Below are 17,763 nucleotides of genomic sequence, written 5' to 3'. Positions count from 1 at the left end.
TCTATCAAGTCACTCCCGGCCGGGCTCTCACCCGTGATCACCATGGACACGTCATTACCGAAGCCACACACAGCGGGCAGATCACGTTGGAGTCACCCGGCGACCACGCCAGGCCCCGCCCCGTCGAACAGCGCCCGGTAGCAGAACCCTGACAGAGAGATCACGTTCACCACGGAATCCCGTGCCGTACCAGGCCTGCGATCGTGGTGATGCGCGGGCGATCCTGGTGACGGCCGCCGTGCCGCCTGTGAACAGCCGTGATCATGGGGCTCGAGCCCGGAGGGACCACGGAACCCGTCCTCGAGAGCCATTGACCTGAACAGACCCCGGCACTAACTTGGATATTTAATCAAATCCAGTCGTCGCGACGGAGGTCGGATGAGCAGGGTTCGGGTGGGGGAGCTGGACGTCGCGTACCAGGTGACGGGGACCGGTCCGGCGTTGCTGCTGGTGGCGGGGACCGGGTACAACGGCTCGACGTGGTGGCCGGGGATGGTCAACGACCTCGCGCGCGACTACACCGTCATCACCTACGACCATCGCGGTACCGGGCGCACGACGGGGCCCACCGGCGCGTTCTCGACCCGGACGCTGGCGGCCGACGCACTGGGGCTGCTGTCGGCGCTGGGCGTCTCGACCGCGCACGTGGTCGGGCACTCGATGGGCGGCCGGGTGGCGCAGTGGATGGCGCTCGACGGCGCCGCGCGGGTGGGCGGACTGGTGCTCGCCGCCAGTGGCCCAGGCCCGCTGCCCGGCAGCGAGGACGGCCACACCCGCGGCATCCCCGCGAAGATGGCCGCCGGCATGGTCGAGCTCGGCTACGACGGCTACGTCCGCAAGTCGCAGCGCGACACCTTCTTCACCGAGTCCTATGCCCTGGCCCACCCGGAGCCGGTCGACTGGCTGTTCGACGCGTTCTGGGAGGGCCGGCCGACGCTGGTCGACTACTTCCAGCACGTGACCGCGCGGCAGCAGCACGACACCGTCGAGCTGTTGCGGCTCATCGCGCACCCCGCCTTCGTGCTCGTCGGCGACGCCGACGCGCACGAAGGCGGGACGGGCTCGCACGTGGACCAGTCGCTGTACCTGGCCCGCGCGCTGCCGTCGGCGACGCTGTCGGTGCTGCCCGGCGTCAAGCACGGCTACTTCTGGGAGGCGCCCGCCGAGTCGGTGGCGCGCATCAAGCGCTGGCTGGCCGACGTGGACGTCACCGTAACGTCATAGAAGCAGGTCAGACATCATTTGTCGACACACGTAACGAGTCGGCAAGGACCGTTGACCCACCGTCTGTATCATGTATCCTCTGACGAAGAGCTTCGAAAAGTGATGCTCGTCATGCCGGAGCGTCGCGAAGTCTCCCATCCCGATCCAGGTCGGACGCACAGGAAGAAGGCCATCGCATGACCGTGGAACCGCAGAGCAAGTCCGTGCCGAGCCTCGAAGACATCGAGCGTCGTGAACAGCCGCTGAGCGGTGCCCACAACAGCGAGATGGGCCAGCGTGAGACGTGGAACAAGAAGAACCCGCCCACCGAGGCCGTCCTCATCAAGGACCTCCGCACCACGGACCTGACTCCGCGTGAGTACCGGAACACCAAGGCCCGGTTCTACCGCCTCGGCCACGACATCCGGCTGCAGCCGCACCTGAGCGAGCTCCCGCCCGGCGGCGCGTCGGTCAACCACCGGCACACCACCGAGGCCGTCATCTACATCGTCAAGGGCTTCGGCCACTCCATCATCAGCTGGGACGGTGTCAACGAGCAGCGCATCGACTGGGAAGAGGGCGACCTGTTCAGCTTCCCGGTGTGGATGTGGCACCAGCACTTCAACGACAGCGACTCCGAGACCTGCCGTTACCTCGCCGTCCAGGACACCTTCTCGATGAAGGCTCTCGGCTTGCACGCCATCGAGCGCTTCCCCGAGGGCGGCAGGACCGAGTAGGCCCGTCCCGGCCTTCCACCGCGAGAGAAGTGGGGAACCTTCCATGCGAGGGCAATACGCGAAAGGCCTGATGCTGACCGGTACCGCCGCCGCCACGGCGCTGGTGCTGGCGGCCTGCGGCGGCGACGCGTCGCCGACCGCCGGCAGTGAGGACGAGGACCCGGCCGCCTTCTACGAGGGCAAGACGCTCACCATGGTCGTGCCCTACAACCCGGGTGGCGGCTTCGACTCGTACCTGCGGCTCCTGGTCCCGTATCTCGAGGAGCAGCTGCCGGACACCACGATCCGGGTGGAGAACCAGCCGGGTGGTGGCGGGCTCATCGGCGCCAACGCCGTCTACCAGGCGGAGCCGGACGGTCTGACCATCGGTCTCATCAACTACCCCGGCGCGGTCTTCGCCGAGGTCACCGGCACCGACGGCGTCACGTTCAAGAGCACCGACTGGACGCAGTACGGGCGGCTCGGCGCATTGCCCCCGCTGGTGTACACCGCACCGGACTCGCAGTACACGACGTTCGAGGACATCCTCGACGCGAGCGACACAGTGACGTTCGGGCTCGGCGGCGTGGGCTCCGACGCCTACTACGTCGCGGTGGCCCTCTCCAACGTGTTCGACTTCCCGCACGAGATCATCGGCGGCTACCCGGGCAGCAACGAGGCCGACGCGGCGCTGCTGGCCGGCGAGGTCGACGCCTCGGTGAACTCCGGCGGCGCCGGCGTGCTCCTGGTCGAGGGGTCCGGGGCCCACGGTGTGGTCGCGGTGAGCAACGAGCCGCTCGAGCAGCTGCCCGACGTCCCCGTCATCGGCGAGTTCGGCGACGAGGCGCAGCAGGAGCAGCTGGCCCCGCTCGCGTCGGTCTACGACCTCGAGCGCATGGTCGTCGGGCCGCCCGGGGTGCCGGAGGACCGCGCCGACTTCCTGGCCGAGGCGATCTTCGCCGCGGCGTCGGAGAGCGGCTACGCCGAGGAGATGGAGGCCGCGAGCTACCCGGTGAACCCGCTGAACCGCGCGGACACGATGGAGCTCGCGAGCACCGTCAACGAGTCGATCGAGTCGCTCGCCGAGCTGCTGGCCGACTGAGTCCACGGCTGCGGGGCGCGCGGTCCACAACGCGCGCCCCGCATCCGTACGCCGGCAGCGCACGGCGCCAACGGCACGGAACCGCCCACTCGCAGGTAACGGAGCTCCGCTTATGGGCCAGGCCCTTCTCGACGGTCTGTTGATGTTGCTCGAGCCGATGTCGTTGTTGTACCTGACCATCGGCATGGCGATCGGACTCGTCTTCGGCTTCCTGCCCGGCCTGGCCGGGCTCGCCACGCTGGCACTGCTGATGCCGGTGATCATCGGGATGGAGCCGGTCCAGGGCCTGGCGTTCATCCTCGGCGCGTACGGCGCGCAGTCGTTCGGTGGCTCGATCACCTCGATCCTGTTCAACGTCCCGGGGTCGGGCGAGCAGGTCGTCACGACGTTCGACGGCTACCCGATGGCCCGCAAGGGGCAGGCCGGCCGGGCGCTCGGCGTCTCGGCCGCGTCCAGCGCCTTCGGCGGCCTGTTCGGCGTCGTCATCCTGCTGCTGGCGATCCCCATCGCGCTGCAGCTCATCACCTACCTCCGCCCGCCGGAGATCTTCGCGCTGGGCATCGTCGGCATCTTGGTCATGGGCGTCTCGAGCGCCCGCACCAAGATCAAGGGCGTCATCTCCGGCGCCCTGGGCCTGATGCTCTCGTTCATCGGTCTCGACCCGATCACCGGCATCTCCCGCATGACGTTCGGGCAGCTCGAGCTCAACAGCGGCCTCGGCATCACCGCGATGACCATGGGCCTGTTCGCCATCACCGAGATGCTGGTGCTCTACACCCGGGGCCGGGCCATCGCCGCGCAGGCGCCGGCCCAGACCAGCGGCGCCAAGGGCAGCCGGGTCATCGACGGCGTCTGGGACACCGTCAAGAACTGGAAGATGGTCATCCAGGGCGGCATCATCGGCTCGATCTGCGGCCTGGTGCCGGGCATGGGTGGCACGGTCGCCATGTTCGGCGCGTACGGCTACGCCAAGGCGCGGTCGAAGGACCCCGACTCCTTCGGCAAGGGCAACCCGCTCGGCGTGCTGGCGCCGGAGTCGGCCAACAACGCCAAGGAGGGCGGCTCGTTCGTCCCGACCCTGGCGTTCGGCATCCCGGGCTCGTCGGGCATGGCGCTGGTCATCGTCATCCTGCTGATCCTCGGCTACGTGCCCGGGCCGCAGATGATCGACAACCACATGGACATCGTGTTCCTCATCGCCTGGATCTGCGCGCTGAGCAACGTGCTGGCCAGCCTCCTCGGCCTGGCCATGGCGCCGCTGTTCGCGAAGCTGGCCTTCCTGCGGCCGCAGCTGCTGGCGCCGCCGCTGGTCGCGCTCTCGCTGATCGGCTCGTTCGTCGACACCCGGTTCATGCTGAGCGTGCTCATCGCCGTCGTCGCCGGGTTCGTCGGCTACGTGCTGCGGGCACTGGGCTACTCGCTGGCCGGCGTGATCCTCGGCTTCGTGCTGGGACCGATCGTCGACCAGAACCTCGGGCTGGCGCTGCAGCTCTACGGCTCGGGCTTCGTCCTGCGGCCCATCACGGCCGCGATCCTGGGCCTGACGCTGGTCGCCGTCCTCTGGGGCTCGGTCCGCAAGGCTCTGAAGGATCGCAGGGACACCCCAGGCGGACCGCCGGCCGATGCCGTCGCCGCCGGTGAGGCAGGTGGGAGGAACCGATGAACGAGCGCCGCTTCGAGCTGATCGTCTCGTGGATCCTGCTGGGATTCACGGTCTGGTATCTCGCCACCATGGCGTCGTACTCCAGCAACGCGGGCCGGGTGCCGGCCATCACGGCCGCGGTGGCGGGGGCGGCGCTCGTGGTGCAGATCGCGACGCTGCACCTGCGCCCGCGCAAGCCCGCCCACGAGGAGGCGCACCTGCCGCACCTCGCCGAGGCGGTGCTCGACCGCGCCGACGCGCGCACCGAGGGCCATGACGTCCAGCACCCGCACCTGACCGAGGAGCTGGAGGACGAGCTCGAGAAGGACTCCTACGACACCCTGATCGCCATCAAGGGGGTCCGCCGCACCCGCTTCCTCGCGATGGCCGCGTTCTGCGTGCTGTTCTACGTCGGGATCCTCATCGCCGGCTTCATCGTCACCACCGGCGTGCTCATCGCCACCATCATGCTGACCGCGAAGGAGCGGCTCCGGACCGCGGTCGTCGCCGGCCTCGTCGGCGCCGCGGCCGCCTACGGGCTGGTCGTGTCACTCATGGGCCTGCAGCCGTGGACCGGCTACCTGTTCGTGGCGCTGGGCGTGACCTGATCACCACCGCACATCCACCACCCGCAACCGGAGGAGCCCGCATGGCCACCCGTCTCGCGGCCGGCGACGTCGCGCCCGCCTTCACGCTGCCCACCGCCGACGGCGGCAGCGTCAGCCTGGCCGACTACCGCGGCCGGCACGTGATCGTCTACTTCTATCCGAAGGCCATGACCTCCGGGTGCACGACAGAGGCCTGCGACTTCCGCGACTCCCTCGCCTCGCTGGTGGGCTCGGGGTACGACGTCGTCGGCATCTCGCCGGACCCCGTCGAGGCGCTCGCGGAGTTCGCCGGGAAGGAGCACCTGACGTTCCCGCTGGCGTCGGACACCTCGACGGCGATGCTGGAGGCGTGGGGCGCGTACGGCGAGAAGGTGAAGGACGGCCGCACGGTCATGGGCGTCATCAGGTCGACGGTGGTGGTCGGCCCGGACGGCCTCGTGGAGCTGGCGCAGTACGACGTCAAGGCCGACGGCCACGTGGCCGCACTGCGCGCGGAGCTCGGCCTCGCCTGAGCGGCTGGGCCGGGAGGCATTGACCTAGATAACAAATAAAGTATCATCGCAGCCACACCCGCGTTGTGCCTACCGTCCGGAGGTAAGACGTGAGCAGCAGGTTGGACGGCCGGTTCAGCGGCGCCGATGACTACCGCGAGGGCGCCACCCACTACGACGTGCAGAACAAGCGTCGGGCGTCGGTGGTCGAGGAGGCCCGGAAGCGGCGCACCGCCGTCGTCCGCGAGGCCGACGTGGTCATCGAGGACAGCCCGCTGCGCCGGATGCGCCGCGGCAGCTACATGGGCGCCGACGGCCCCCGGCCCACCGACGTGCTGTCGACCGACCTGCACGAGATCCCGGCCGGCGCGACGTCGACCATTCACCGGCACTCGTGGGACGCCGTCATGTGGGTCACTGCCGGCACCGGCTGGACGGAGATCAACGGCCGCCGCGTCGACTGGAAGCCGTGGGACACCGTCTACCTGCCGGCGTGGAGCTGGCACCGTCATGGCAACGAGTCCTCGAAGGACGCGCGCTACATGACGTGGAGCGTCGGGCCGATGTTCGAGTACTTCGGGCTCGCGCTGCTCGAGGACGCCGGCGACGAGCCGTACGCCGAGCTGCCCCCGCCGCCGAGGTCGTCGGCCACGAACCTGCTCGCCGACCGCCTGGATCCGGCCGACCCGTACGCCCGCCGGCTGGCGCGGCTGCTGGGCTCGCGCGTCGACACCAGCGACTCGCGCCTGCACACCGCCTGGGACGACGTCACGCCCCGCGTCACCAAGCGCGGCGCCCGCAGCATGTTCCTCGTCGACGAGTCCATCGGCTACCGCACGTCCGGGCTGACCGCCGTCATGCACGAGCTGGCGCCCGGACGGTGGCAGGCGCGGCACCGGCACGGCGGCGACGCGTACCTCTACGTCGTCAAGGGGCACGGCCACAGCGACATCGACGACGACTCCTACACGTGGGCGGAGGGCGACCTCATCGTCGTGGACCACTGGTGCTGGCACCAGCACTTCAACGACGACCCCGAGGCCACCACCCGACTCATCCGGGTGCACAACGCCGACGCGATCTTCGACCTCATGTCGACGCTGCTGGACCCGCTGCCCTTGCTGGAGGAGCCGCCGCAGCTGGACGGCCCGGACCTCACCGGGTTCGTCTGGCCCGACCCGCTGGACGGGCGGCCTCCGACCGACTGATCGATCGGGAAGGAGCGCTACATGTGCGGTACCGATGTTCCTGAGCACGGACGCATCACCGGCACCGACGGAAGGTTGCGGGTCTGGAAGGACACCGTCGACCTGCACGAGGTGGCCCGCCACGTCGCGCGCGATCCCGAGGTGCGGCGCTCGGCGGCGGGCTTCATCGGCTACGGCTCCACCCAGCCCGGCGACCGCGTGCTCATCGCCGTCGGGCGCATCGTCGACGGCAACGTCGTCGACGCCATCGTCGGCGCGCTGCACGACATGGGCGCGTCCGTCGACGTGCTGGTGACCGACGACGAGCCGGACCGCAGGTTCGAGCCGCTCGACGAGATCACCATGATGATGCGGCGCGAGTCGTCGCAGCTCAGGTTGCGCCGCGGCGACCGCGCCATGTGGATCGAGGAGCTGGCCGAGAAGCGCGGCTACGACCTGCTCATCCAGGGCGCCGGGGGGCCGGTGCCGAAGTCGGCGGGCCGGTACGAGGCGTTCCCGTGGAGCACCGAGGAGCACCTGGCCAGCTCCGCCAACGTGTTCCCGCGCGAGCTGCACAAGCTCATCAACGAGCGCACGTACGAGCGCATCACCAACAACATCGGCGGCCGGATCCGGCTCACCGACCCCGAGGGCACCGACCTCACGACGACGATCCTCGAGAAGCCGTTCCACGACGGCCGGCACGACTACGGGCTGAAGCCGAAGTGGGGCCACCTCATGGCGCACCCGCCCACGCCCGTCGAGGTCGACGACGACACCCGCGGCGTCATCGCCGGCACCATGAGCCACTACGGCCGGCCGTTCCCGCGCATCGAGGTCGAGCTGGAGAAGTCACGGATGGTCCGCATCGACGGCGGCGGCGAGTACGGCAACGGCTGGCGCGAGCTCGAGGAGGAGTCGGCGGGGACGCAGTACCCGTGCTTCCCGGAGCCGGGGCTGTTCTGGCTCTGGGAGGTCGCCATCGGCACCAACCCGAAGATCCGCCGTCCGTCCAACGTCGAGTACCTGTCGTCCGACGGCTTCGAGTGGGAGCGCCGCCGTGGCGGCGTCATCCACTGCGGCATCGGCACCCGATGGCGCTCCGCCGAGGAGGACTGGGCCGCCGACCACGGCTTGCTCTACGGCCACCTCCACGTGCACCTGCTGTTCCCGACGCTGGTGGTCGAGGCGCTGGACGGCTCGGCGATCCCGGTCATCGAGAACGGCCGGCTGTCGGCCTACGACGACGCCGACGTGCGCGACCTGGCGGCGACCTTCGGCGACCCGGACGAGCTGCTCAACGACGACTGGGTCCCCGAGATCCCCGGCATCAGCGCCGACGGGGCGTACGAGGACTACGCCAAGGACCCCGAGCCCTACATCTACTCCTGATCCTCCGGACCCGTTTCCGCCCGCTGGAGCTCTGCTGTCGGATGTGACTGCACAGCTCTCACGCGCGCGTTGGAGGTCTGCGGTCGGATGTGACAGCAAAGCTCTCTCGCGCGCGTTGGAGGTGTGGCGGCTGATGTGACCGCACAGCTCCAACGCGCGTTGGAGGTCTGCCGTCTCAGGTGACCGCAGACCTCCAGGGGGAGCAATGGGCCCGCGGAGCGGCGCGGTCAGCGCGACGGGGCGTCGGCGGCGTCGTCGGCGTCGGCGGCGTCGGCGGGCTCCCGGCGGGCGCTCCACGTGGCGGCGAGCACGAAGGCCAGCCCGATGGCGGCGGCCACCGGGAATCCGACGACCAGGCCGGCCGCGCCGATGAGCGGGCCGATGGCGACCGGCGCGACGGTGGCGGCCGCCTGGTTCACGCCGGAGCGCAGGCCGAGCGCCAGGCTGCGCTGCTCCGGCGGTGCCGCGTCGCTCATCAGCGTGATGAGCATGGGCAGGCTCAGTCCCTGCCCGATGCCGACCAGCGCGGCGGCCAGGTAGAACAGCGGCATCGTGTCGAACACCGGAGAGACCGCGACGCCGAGGCAGCCCAGGGCCAGCGCCACCGACGTGACGGCGACCGGCGTGCCGAGCTTGGCGATGCGGCCGGTGTAGAACGACGTGATGGTGGCGACGACCGCCATCGCCGAGATCACGCTGCCGGCGACGGTCGGCGAGTTGCCTTCGTCGACCAGGTAGAGCGGGAAGAACGACGACCACGCCGCCGGGATCCAGAGCCGGTTGAAGGTCAGGAACATGACGGTCTGGATGCGGGGGAGCTTCATCAGGCCCAGCGCGGCGGCGAACCCGGAGCCGGTGTCCGCCGACGCCGGTGCCCGGCCGATGTCCAGCAGAGTGAGGCTGACCAGGAAGAAGATCACGCCGAGCGCCACGACCATCGCGAACCCCAGTTGCGGGTCCTGCCAGGCGACCAATGCGCCGGCGAGGATCGGGCTGACGATCTGGCCGAGGTTCGCGACGGAGCTGAACCGGCCGGCGTCGTGGCTGCGGTTCTTGCCGCCGCGGATGCCGGCGGCGTAGGACTGGCCGCCGATCCAGCCCAGCGGCCGGATGATGCCCATGAACACCTGCAGGACGAACAGCAGCCAGAGCGAGGGCGCGAGCATCATGCCGACGCCGATGAGCGCGGTGCCGGCGGTGCCGATCTGGACCGACCGCTTGGCGCCGACGCGATCCATGAACGCGCCCATGGGCACCGACAGCACCGTCTCGAACAGCGCCTTCGTGCCGACCAGCAGACCGATGACGCCCACGCTCGCGCCGAGCTCGTCGGCCCGCAGCGGGATCAGCAGGTAGAGCACGGCGTTCATGCTCAGCCCGAAGCCGCCGATGGCGTAGGCCAGGAACCGGTACCGTGCCGCTACCTCGCTCAAGGTGACGCAACCTCCGTCGTGGGATCGGTGAACCGGCTGAACACCAGCCGGCCGTCGACGACGGTGCCGTCGACGGTGAGGGTGTCGAGCTCTGCCACGGGATCGCCGGAGACGACGGTGAGGTCGGCCAGCAGACCGGCCTCGACCGCGCCGCGCCGGTCCTCCTCGTGCGCGGTCCAGGCGGGCGCCCGCGTGTACAGGTCGACGGCCTCGGCGACGGTGACCGCCTCGGCCGCGCCCAGGTGCGTGCCCGACCGCGTGGTGCGCCGGACGGCGGCTCGCAGGCCGACCAGCGGGTCCAGCCGGGCGCACGGCGCGTCGCTGTTCGCCTGCACCACGAGGCCGAGGTCCAGGGCGGTCCGCAGCGGCAGCATCCGCGGCCCGGCCTCGGCGCCGAAGATCTCGAGCCAGCCGTCGCCGATCGCCTCGAGGAACGCCGGCTGCGTCGACAGCACCAGGCCCAGGTCGCGCATGGTCTCCAGCTGGCCGGGCCGCGGCGGCAGGTAGGCGTGCTCGACCCGGTGCCGCAGCCGGCGGACGCCGTCCGGGTCGCCGATGCCGGCGAACGCGTGCAGCGCCAGGTCGACGGCGCGCGGGCCGATGGCGTGGACGGCGGTCTGCAGGCCCAGCCGGTGCGCCCGGCGGACGACGCCGTCCAGCTCGTCGGCCTCGATGCGGATCAGCCCGCGCTGTCCCGGGTGGCCGGGGTAGTCCTCGTGCAGTGCGGCGTTGCGGTGCTCGTCGGACCCGTCGACGCTCACCTTCACGCCGCCGAGCCGGAGCAGGTCGTCGCCGAGGCCGGACCGCACGCCCACCGCCGCGAGGTCGTCCAGCGTCGCCTGCCCTTCGACCACGCGCACGTACGCCCGCACCCGCACGCCCAGCCCGGACGACGACCCGCGCAGCCGCTGGTAGTCGGCGAACTCGTCGGCCGTGCGGGTGATCTCGTGGATCGCGGTGATGCCCAGCGCGTGCAGCCGGGCCACGCCCGCCGCCAGCGCGCTCAGCCGGTCCGCCTCGGACAGCCCGGGCACGACGGTGTCCGTACGGGTCGTGTCGAGGCGCAGCTTCGCCCGCTCGTGCAGGACACCGGTCGGCTCGCCGGCCTCGTCGCGCTCGATGTGGCCGCCGGGCGGGTCCGGCGTCGCGGCGTCGATGCCGGCCAGCCGCAGCGCCAGCGAGTTCGCAGCGACGACGTGCTTGCCGGTGCCGCGGAGCAGCACCGGGTGGTCCGGGGCGACGGAGTCCAGCTCGCCGCGGGTCGGGAACCGGCGTTCGGCCAGCGCGGCCGGGCCCAGGTTGTCGCCCTGGATCCAGGCGCCCGGCGGTGTGACCGCCCGGCGCGCGGCGACCACCTCGAGCAGCGCCGCGATCGAGTCGGCGGGGTGGCGCTCGGCGAAGTCGAGGAAGTGCTCGGCCAGGATCGCCGTGCGGTGGAAGTGCGTGTGGCTGTCGGTGAACCCCGGCAGCACCCACCGCCCGGCGAGGTCGAGCACGACGGCACCGGGGGAGACCAGATCCTCGCCGCGGCCGACGGCGGCGATGCGGCGCCCGTGCACCAGGACGGCGTCGGCGTCGGGCCCGGCGCCCCAGACGCGGCCGCCGCGCAGCAGCAGGTCACCGTCGCTCACGGCCGCCCCCTCACAGCCCGCGGGTGCCGGTGGTCCGGCGGAGCAGTGTCGCCGCGATCACCGTGATGGTCGCCATGGTCACGCTCAGCACCGCCGCGCCGGTGACGTCGCCGTAGTCCCAGCGCCGCCAGATCAGCGTCGACAGCACGACGTTGTCGTTGGAGCCGAGCATCAGCGGCAGCGTGAGGTTCTGGATGCTGGCCAGGAAGATCATCAGGAACCCGTTGAGGAACACCGGCCGCAGCAGCGGGCCGAGCACCCGCTGCCAGATCTGCCGGCCGCCGGCGCCGGAGGTCTCGGCCGCCTCCTCGAGGCCGACCTGGATCTGCGCGATGCCGGCCGTGGTGAGGCGGGTGCCCAGGCTGATGTACTGCGTCGCCATGGCCACGACGATGATCCAGATCGTGCCGTAGATCGGGATCGGCAGGATCAGGTAGAGCACCAGCGTCGACAGGCCGATGACCACGCCCGGCAGCGCGTGCGGCACGAACGCCAGGATGTCGACCAGCGCCCGGTACCTCGACCGCGACCGCACGATGACCCACGAGAGCGCCATCGCCAGCACCATGCCGCCCAGCGCCGCCGCGACGCCCAGGACGAACGTGTTGCGCAGCGCGTCGAGGAACTGCGCGCCGCCCAGCGCCTCGCCGTAGCCGGCCGTCGTCAGCCGGTCCAGCGCGTCCAGGCCCCACACGCCGAGGTACGGCTGGAAGCTGGCCCACAGCAGCACCAGCATCGGGAGGACGAACGAGAGCGCGATGTAGCCCCAGCAGAACAGCACGGCCGGGATCTTCCAGCGCTTCAGCGCGATGGTCTTGGGCCGGAACGTCTTGCCGGTGATGGTCGCGTAGTCCTGCGAGCGGCCGATGATGCGGTTGTAGAACAGCAGCGGGATCAGCGAGACGGCCAGCAGGAACATGCCGTACGTGCCCGAGACGCCGTAGTTCGGCAGCCCGCCGACGGGGTTCGAGGCCACGTAGATCTCGGTGCTCAGGACCGACACCCCGCCGGACAGCCCGAGCACCAGCGGCACGTCCAGCGCCGTCACCACGGTCACGAACTGGTAGATCAGCGCGCCGATGAGGGCGGGGCGCAGCAGCGGCAGCGTGATGCGCCGGACGATGGTCGAGAAGCCCGAGCCGGACGCCCGCGCCGCCTCCTCCAGCGACGCGTTGACCCCGCGCAGCGACGCCGTGATCAGCAGGAACGTCATCGGCACCAGGCTCATGCCCTGGACCAGGATCATCCACGGCAGGCTGTACACGTCGAGCGGGCCGGGGCCCTCGGCGCCGAACGGCAGCCGCAGCAGTGTGTTGATGAGCCCGTTGTTCGGGTTGAGCAACAGGCTCCACGAGATGGCCAGGATCAGCGCCGGGATGCCCGACGGCGCCACCAGCAGCACGAACACCGCGTTGCGGGCCGGAAGGTCGGTCCGCTCCACCAGCCAGGCGCAGGTGATGCTGACGGCGAACGCGACCAGCAGGCTGCCGGCGGAGAAGATCAGCGTCGACAGGATCGCGGAGTACGTGCCCGAGTCGCCGAACACGTCCACGTAGTTCTGCAGCGACCACGGGAACGGCGGGCGGATCACCAGCCCCAGCGACGTGTCCTGGAAGCTCGTCAGCACGAGCATCAGCAGCGGGCCGGCCACCAGGTAGATGACGGCCAGGATGGCCAGGCCGCCGATGACCGTCCGGCTGCCGAACCGGCGGCGCCGGCGCACCCGCGGCATCGGGGTGGAGGCAGGGGGCGGTGGGGACGGCGGCGCCTGCGTCCCGGCGGCCATCAGCGCGCCCCCTGGTCCTGGACGGTGGCCTGGACGCCGGCCGGCACCTCCGGGTCGTCCGGGATGACGACGCACTCGTCGGCGGGCACGTGCAGCACGACCGCGTCCTTGCGGTGGAACCGCGAGCGCTGCGGCCCGGTGACCCGGAAGACCTGGTCGCCGACGCGGACGCGGTAGTCGACGGCGTCGCCGACGAACAGCCCGACCTGGACCCGGCCCTCGAGCAGGTTCTCCCGGCCGGGGTGCTCGTAGCCGATCTCCAGCGCCTCCGGCCGGATCGCCACGGTGACCGCGGACCCCACCTCGGGCGCGTGCTCGGTACGGCAGCACAGCGGGCCGGCCGGCGTCGACAGGTAGGCCGAGCGGGTGTCGTCGTCGTAAGCGTCGACCACGCCGGTGACGAAGTTCGTGGCGCCCACGAACGACGCCACGAACCGGCTGTTCGGCTGCAGGTAGATCTCGCGCGGCGAGCCCTCCTGGACGATCCTGCCCTGGTTCATGACGGCGATCGTCGTCGACATCGACAGCGCCTCGACCTGGTCGTGCGTCACGAACACCGTCGTCACCTTGATCCGCCGCTGCAGCTGGCGCAGCTCGGCGCGCATCTGCTCGCGCAGCTTGGCGTCGAGGTTGGACAGCGGCTCGTCGAGCAGCAGCACCTTCGGGTCGCGCACCAGCGCCCGGGCCAGCGACAGCCGCTGCTGCTGGCCGCCGGAGAGCTGGGTGGCGCGGCGCTGCACGAACTGCTCCATGCCCATGAGCGCGAGCGCGTCCATCACCTTGGCCTGGATCTCCCTGCCGGACAGGTCACCGGCCACCTTCAGCGGGAACGCGACGTTCTCGGCCACCGTCATGTGCGGCCAGACGGCGTAGTCCTGGAAGACCATGCCGATGGGCCGCTTGTTCGTCGGCACGATCCCCCGGGCCGACACGACGGCGACCCCGTCCAGCTCGATCTCGCCCGACGTCGGCTCCTCCAGCCCGGCGATGCACCGCAGGGTCGTCGTCTTGCCGCAGCCGCTGGGGCCGAGCAGCGTGTAGAACGCGTTCTGCTCGACGTCGAAGCTCACGTCGTCGACCGCGCGGACCTCGCGGCCGCCGTCGTCGTAGGCGTGGAACAGGTGCTCGACCCGGATGGCGCCCATGTGCCCGCTCCTATGACGCGGTCAGACCGGCGAGCGTCTCGCCGACCTCCGCGACCACGGTGGCGTCCTCCTCGGTCTCGAGGTTCACCAGCTCGGTGGTGTCCGGCACGTCGGAGGGGGTCGTCTCGTTGCCCTTGAACTCGAACTCCAGCTGGCGGGCCTGCCCCTCGTCGGAGGCGTACCAGGACAGGAAGCAGGCGGCCGCGTTCGGGTGCGCGGCGTCGCTCATGATGAAGCTGTAGTAGTCCTGGGTCGGCGCGAGGTCGAGGTACTTGATCTCCAGCGGCGCGCCGGCGGCCTGCTGCTCCAGCACCTCGGAGTCGTGCGCGCTGGTGCTCATGAGCGCCTCGCCGACGGCGACCTTCTGCAGGCTGGCGGTGGCTCCCTGGACGACCAGCGGGTGCGCGGTCTCCATCAGGCGGGTGTACCAGTCGACGGTCTCGTCCTCGCCCCAGGCGGGCGCCAGCCGGGAGAGGTAGGTGCCGCGCGGGTCGACGACGATCTTGCCGTCCCACTCCGGGTCGACGAGGTCCTCCCAGGTGTCTGGCAGCTCGTCCTCGCTGATCAGGTCGGCGTTGTAGACCAGGCCGCTCACCATGCGGTAGTTGCGGTACAGGCTGATCTCCTCGCCCACGTCGAGCACCTGGTCCTCGGGGATGCCCAGCAGTGCCCAGTCGACGTCGCGGATGAGGTCGCGCTGCAGCAGCGGGCCGACGTACGGCACCGACATCGCGATGGAGTCGACGCCGAGATCGCGGCCGGTCTGCACCAGCGTGAGCACCTGCTGGACGGCGTCGTTGGGCCGCAGCGAGGTGTATTCGACCGTGATGTCCGGGTGGGCGTCCTTGAACGGCGCGATCATCTCGTCGAAGACGGCGGCGTCGGTGGTGGCCCAGTGCTGCACCACGCCGCCCTCGTCGGCGGCCGCGGCGCAGGCGTCCTCGGTGCTGACGCTGAGGGTGTCGGTGGGATCGGCGGCCGCATCGCCGCCCCCGTCGCCGTCACCGGAGCCGGAGGCGGTCCCTCCTGAGGAGCCGCCGCAGGCCGCGAGGAGGATCAGGGCGCCGGCAGCGGGGACGAGTGCCGTGAGGTGACGGCGATACAGAGCCATGACATAACTCCTGCCGCTCGAGGGGGTGCACACAGGACGGAAACGGCGGAACTCGTGCTCGGGGGCTGTCGCTACCACGAGCGAACCGAGCAGCCGGCGAGTTTCGGATAAGATATTCAGAATCAGACGGGCGGTCAAGGGATCGTTCTTGTCCTGTTGACTCACTCTCCAGTTGAGCGATGAGAACGGTCGGTCCGATGGGTGACGCCCTGGCACTGCTCGCGCTCCTGCTGTTCGCGGTCAACGCGTTCGTCGTGCGCGCGGCCGGCCGCCGGCTCGAGCAGGGGCTCGGGTTCCTCGTCTCCCTGGTGGTCAACGTCGTCGTCGGTGGCGCACTACTGGGCGGCCGGCTGCTGCTGGGCGACGAAGCGCTGCGTGTCGACTGGCCCGCGTTCTGGATGTTCCTGCTCGCCGGGGTGTTCTCGGGCTACCTGGGCCGGCGCGGCTACTTCAGGTCGGTCGAGATGCTGGGGCCGTCGCGGGCCAGCGCGGTGCAGGCGGCCAACCCGATGTTCACGATGGTCTTCGCCTGGGTGCTCATCGACCAGGCGCTGACCTGGGTCGACGTCGCGGCGATCCTCGTCATCGTGGTGGGCGTCTACCTGACCAACCGCCGCTCCGACCGCCTGGCGCCGTCGTCGCACGCCGGTGAGTCGGTCGGCGAGACGGCACGCGAGCGGCTGGCGCTGCTCGCGCCCGCCGTCGTGGCGACCGCGTCGTACGGGCTGGGCAACGTGCTGCGCGGCGGCGCCGTCGAGGACTGGAACGAGCCGATCGCCGGCGGCGTCCTGGGCGCGGTCTCCGCGACGCTGGCCTACCTCCTCCTCCACATCTCGCCACGAGGCTTCGCCGCCCGGGTGCGGCGGGCCGACCGGCGCGGCGTCGCCTGGTGGACGCTCACCGGCGCGCTGACCATCGGCGGGCAGATGGCTGTCATCGGGTCGGCGGCGCACCTCGACGTGGCGGTGGCCGTTGCGATCTCGTCGGCGCTGCCGATGATCGTGATCCCGGTGAGCGTGGTCGTGCTGCGGATCCGTGAGGGCGTCACAACGGTGACGGCGCTCGGTGCGGCCCTGATCAGTGGTGGTGTCGCCTGGCTCGTCCTCCTCTGAGCGCCCAGCGGGCCTAGGCTCGTCACATGAGTCGCTATGCCGCTGAGGTCAACCAGCTCACCGCCGCCTGGCTGCAACGCTCCGACGGCGCCGGCGTGCTGTCCGGCGCCGGGCTCTGGCCGCTGCTGGCCGTGCTCGCGTGGTCGGCCGACGAGCCCGGCCGCGGCGAACTGGCCGGCGCCGTCGGGCTCCCCGCCGACGAGTGCATGGACGCCGCGCGCGACCTGCTGAAAGAGGTCGACGACCTCGACGGCGTCGACGCCGCGCTGGGCCTGTGGGCACAGGAGGCTGCGGAGGTCCGGCCCGAGTGGCGCGACACCCTGCCCGCCGGCACGTTCGGCGAGCTCACCGGCGACGCGGCCGCCGACCAGCCCAAGCTCGACGCGTGGGCGCGCGAGCGCACCCACGGGCTCATCGAGCGGTTCCCCGTCCAGGCCGGCCCCGAGCTCATGCTCACGCTGGCGACGGCGCTGGCGCTGCGCACCACCTGGCAGCGCAAGTTCACCGACGAGCCGTGGCCGGTGGCCGACGGCGTCTGGGCCGGCCGGCGGCTCGCCGGGCTCAGCCGCACCACCGCCGAGACCCACGACCTGCGCGTCGCCGACACCGCCGCCGGTCCGCTCACGCTGACCCGGGTGGCCGGCGACAACGGCCTCGACGTGCACCTCGTGCTCGGGTCGCCCGACGCCGCCGCGGGCGACGTGCTGGCGGCGGCGGTCCCGCTGCTGGGCTCGGACTCGCTGGTCGACGGTGCGGCGCTGCTGTCCTCCGGCGAGACCGAGCGCTGGCCGGGGGTCTCGACGGTGTCCGCCCAGCGTCCCGGCCTGGTGCTGAAGACCACCCGGTTCACCGTCCGGTCGCTGCACGACCTGCTGCGCCAGGCCGAGGTGTTCGGCCTGCGGACGGTCGCCAGCGGCGACCGCGGCCACTTCCCGGTCATCGGCCCGGTGCCGCTGCGCGTCGACCAGGCACGGCAGGCGGCGGTCGCCATCTTCAGCGCGACGGGGTTCGAGGCGGCCGCCGTCACCGCCATCGGCCTGCGGACGGTGTCGATGCCGGTCCACTCCACCCAGGCGCTCGTGGTCAGCTACGACCGCCCGTTCGGCTTCCTCGCCGTGCACCGCGAGAGCGGCCTCGTCCTCTTCGCCGGCTGGGTCGACTCACCCGACGACTGGACCCCGCCCGGCGAGGGCTCGCGCCCGCC

General features: G+C 71.1%; 15 protein-coding genes. 10 read left to right on the top strand and 5 right to left on the bottom strand.

From position 1 onward, the window contains the following. The first annotated feature begins 378 nt into the window (after nt 1-378). The 8 genes from E1212_RS27020 (at nt 379) to E1212_RS26985 (ending at nt 8,341) form a co-directional block, all read left to right on the top strand. A complete protein-coding gene (locus tag E1212_RS27020) occupies nt 379-1,224 on the top strand; it encodes an alpha/beta fold hydrolase (protein ID WP_131988296.1) in 846 nt (281 codons plus the stop codon). 176 nt (nt 1,225-1,400) lie between these two features. After that, nucleotides 1,401-1,940 (top strand): cupin domain-containing protein, encoded by a 540-nt coding sequence (locus E1212_RS27015; protein ID WP_131988294.1) that lies wholly within the window; start codon nt 1,401-1,403, stop codon nt 1,938-1,940. A gap of 70 nt (nt 1,941-2,010) precedes the next feature. Further along, nucleotides 2,011-3,021 (top strand): tripartite tricarboxylate transporter substrate-binding protein, encoded by a 1,011-nt coding sequence (locus E1212_RS27010; protein WP_162605652.1) that lies wholly within the window; start codon nt 2,011-2,013, stop codon nt 3,019-3,021. A 142-nt stretch (nt 3,022-3,163) separates the two neighbouring features. Further along, on the top strand, nt 3,164-4,684 hold the full coding sequence (locus E1212_RS27005) for a tripartite tricarboxylate transporter permease (protein WP_162605651.1): 1,521 nt from the start codon (nt 3,164-3,166) through the stop codon (nt 4,682-4,684). Then, entirely contained in the window at nt 4,681-5,271 is a 591-nt protein-coding gene (locus tag E1212_RS29725) for a hypothetical protein (protein ID WP_162605650.1), read from the top strand. The genes E1212_RS27005 and E1212_RS29725 overlap by 4 nt, the downstream gene beginning before the upstream one ends. A gap of 41 nt (nt 5,272-5,312) precedes the next feature. After that, complete coding sequence (locus tag E1212_RS26995) at nt 5,313-5,783, top strand: peroxiredoxin (RefSeq protein WP_131988288.1); 471 nt, start codon at nt 5,313-5,315, stop codon at nt 5,781-5,783. Nucleotides 5,784-5,872: 89 nt separating this feature from the next. After that, nucleotides 5,873-6,970 carry a cupin domain-containing protein gene (locus E1212_RS26990; RefSeq protein ID WP_131988286.1) on the top strand — a complete coding sequence of 366 codons (1,098 nt, stop codon included), beginning with the start codon at nt 5,873-5,875 and terminating at the stop codon, nt 6,968-6,970. Between the two features lie 21 nt (nt 6,971-6,991). Next, nucleotides 6,992-8,341: a M29 family metallopeptidase gene (locus E1212_RS26985; protein ID WP_131988284.1), complete on the top strand. Its 1,350-nt coding sequence runs from the start codon at nt 6,992-6,994 to the stop codon at nt 8,339-8,341. A gap of 227 nt (nt 8,342-8,568) precedes the next feature. Here E1212_RS26985 and E1212_RS26980 read toward each other — a convergent pair whose 3' ends face one another. Genes E1212_RS26980 through E1212_RS26960 form a run of 5 tightly spaced genes read right to left on the bottom strand, consistent with a single transcriptional unit; the run spans nt 8,569 to nt 15,447 of the window. Continuing rightward, a complete protein-coding gene (locus tag E1212_RS26980; RefSeq protein ID WP_131988282.1) occupies nt 8,569-9,774 on the bottom strand; it encodes an MFS transporter in 1,206 nt (401 codons plus the stop codon). Continuing rightward, nucleotides 9,771-11,405: an amidohydrolase gene (locus tag E1212_RS26975; protein ID WP_131988280.1), complete on the bottom strand. Its 1,635-nt coding sequence runs from the start codon at nt 11,403-11,405 to the stop codon at nt 9,771-9,773. The genes E1212_RS26980 and E1212_RS26975 overlap by 4 nt, the downstream gene beginning before the upstream one ends. Nucleotides 11,406-11,415: 10 nt before the next feature. Next, entirely contained in the window at nt 11,416-13,137 is a 1,722-nt protein-coding gene (locus tag E1212_RS26970) for an ABC transporter permease (protein WP_203417298.1), read from the bottom strand. Nucleotides 13,138-13,190: 53 nt separating this feature from the next. After that, entirely contained in the window at nt 13,191-14,336 is a 1,146-nt protein-coding gene (locus E1212_RS26965; protein WP_131988276.1) for an ABC transporter ATP-binding protein, read from the bottom strand. A 10-nt stretch (nt 14,337-14,346) separates the two neighbouring features. Continuing rightward, complete coding sequence (locus tag E1212_RS26960) at nt 14,347-15,447, bottom strand: ABC transporter substrate-binding protein (RefSeq protein WP_131988274.1); 1,101 nt, start codon at nt 15,445-15,447, stop codon at nt 14,347-14,349. Between the two features lie 197 nt (nt 15,448-15,644). Here E1212_RS26960 and E1212_RS26955 point away from each other — a divergent pair, with 197 nt between their 5' ends. Together E1212_RS26955 and E1212_RS26950 are read left to right on the top strand one after the other, a co-directional pair. Next, a complete protein-coding gene (locus tag E1212_RS26955; protein WP_162605648.1) occupies nt 15,645-16,559 on the top strand; it encodes a DMT family transporter in 915 nt (304 codons plus the stop codon). 26 nt (nt 16,560-16,585) lie between these two features. Further along, a partial coding sequence (locus E1212_RS26950) for a serpin family protein (RefSeq protein WP_131988270.1) occupies nt 16,586-17,763 on the top strand: 1,178 nt, incomplete at its 3' end.

This window comes from Jiangella ureilytica, from assembly GCF_004348545.1.
In the GTDB taxonomy this organism is placed as follows: Bacteria; Actinomycetota; Actinomycetes; order Jiangellales; family Jiangellaceae; genus Jiangella; species Jiangella ureilytica.
The sequence above is the reverse complement of the archived record's forward strand: the minus strand, read 5'-3'. Positions and strand labels throughout refer to the sequence as shown.

Excerpts from the sequence above, each read along its gene's own strand:
- E1212_RS26965 (WP_131988276.1), bottom strand. The coding sequence starts at position 14,336 with ATGGGCGCCATCCGGGTCGAGCACCTGTTCCACGCCTACGACGACGGC.
- E1212_RS27020 (WP_131988296.1), top strand. The coding sequence starts at position 379 with ATGAGCAGGGTTCGGGTGGGGGAGCTGGACGTCGCGTACCAGGTGACG.
- E1212_RS27005 (WP_162605651.1), top strand. The coding sequence starts at position 3,164 with ATGTTGCTCGAGCCGATGTCGTTGTTGTACCTGACCATCGGCATGGCG.
- E1212_RS26995 (WP_131988288.1), top strand. The coding sequence starts at position 5,313 with ATGGCCACCCGTCTCGCGGCCGGCGACGTCGCGCCCGCCTTCACGCTG.
- E1212_RS29725 (WP_162605650.1), top strand. The coding sequence starts at position 4,681 with ATGAACGAGCGCCGCTTCGAGCTGATCGTCTCGTGGATCCTGCTGGGA.
- E1212_RS26955 (WP_162605648.1), top strand. The coding sequence starts at position 15,645 with ATGGGTGACGCCCTGGCACTGCTCGCGCTCCTGCTGTTCGCGGTCAAC.
- E1212_RS26985 (WP_131988284.1), top strand. The coding sequence starts at position 6,992 with ATGTGCGGTACCGATGTTCCTGAGCACGGACGCATCACCGGCACCGAC.
- E1212_RS27010 (WP_162605652.1), top strand. The coding sequence starts at position 2,011 with ATGCTGACCGGTACCGCCGCCGCCACGGCGCTGGTGCTGGCGGCCTGC.
- E1212_RS26970 (WP_203417298.1), bottom strand. The coding sequence starts at position 13,137 with ATGCCGCGGGTGCGCCGGCGCCGCCGGTTCGGCAGCCGGACGGTCATC.
- E1212_RS26960 (WP_131988274.1), bottom strand. The coding sequence starts at position 15,447 with ATGGCTCTGTATCGCCGTCACCTCACGGCACTCGTCCCCGCTGCCGGC.
- E1212_RS27015 (WP_131988294.1), top strand. The coding sequence starts at position 1,401 with ATGACCGTGGAACCGCAGAGCAAGTCCGTGCCGAGCCTCGAAGACATC.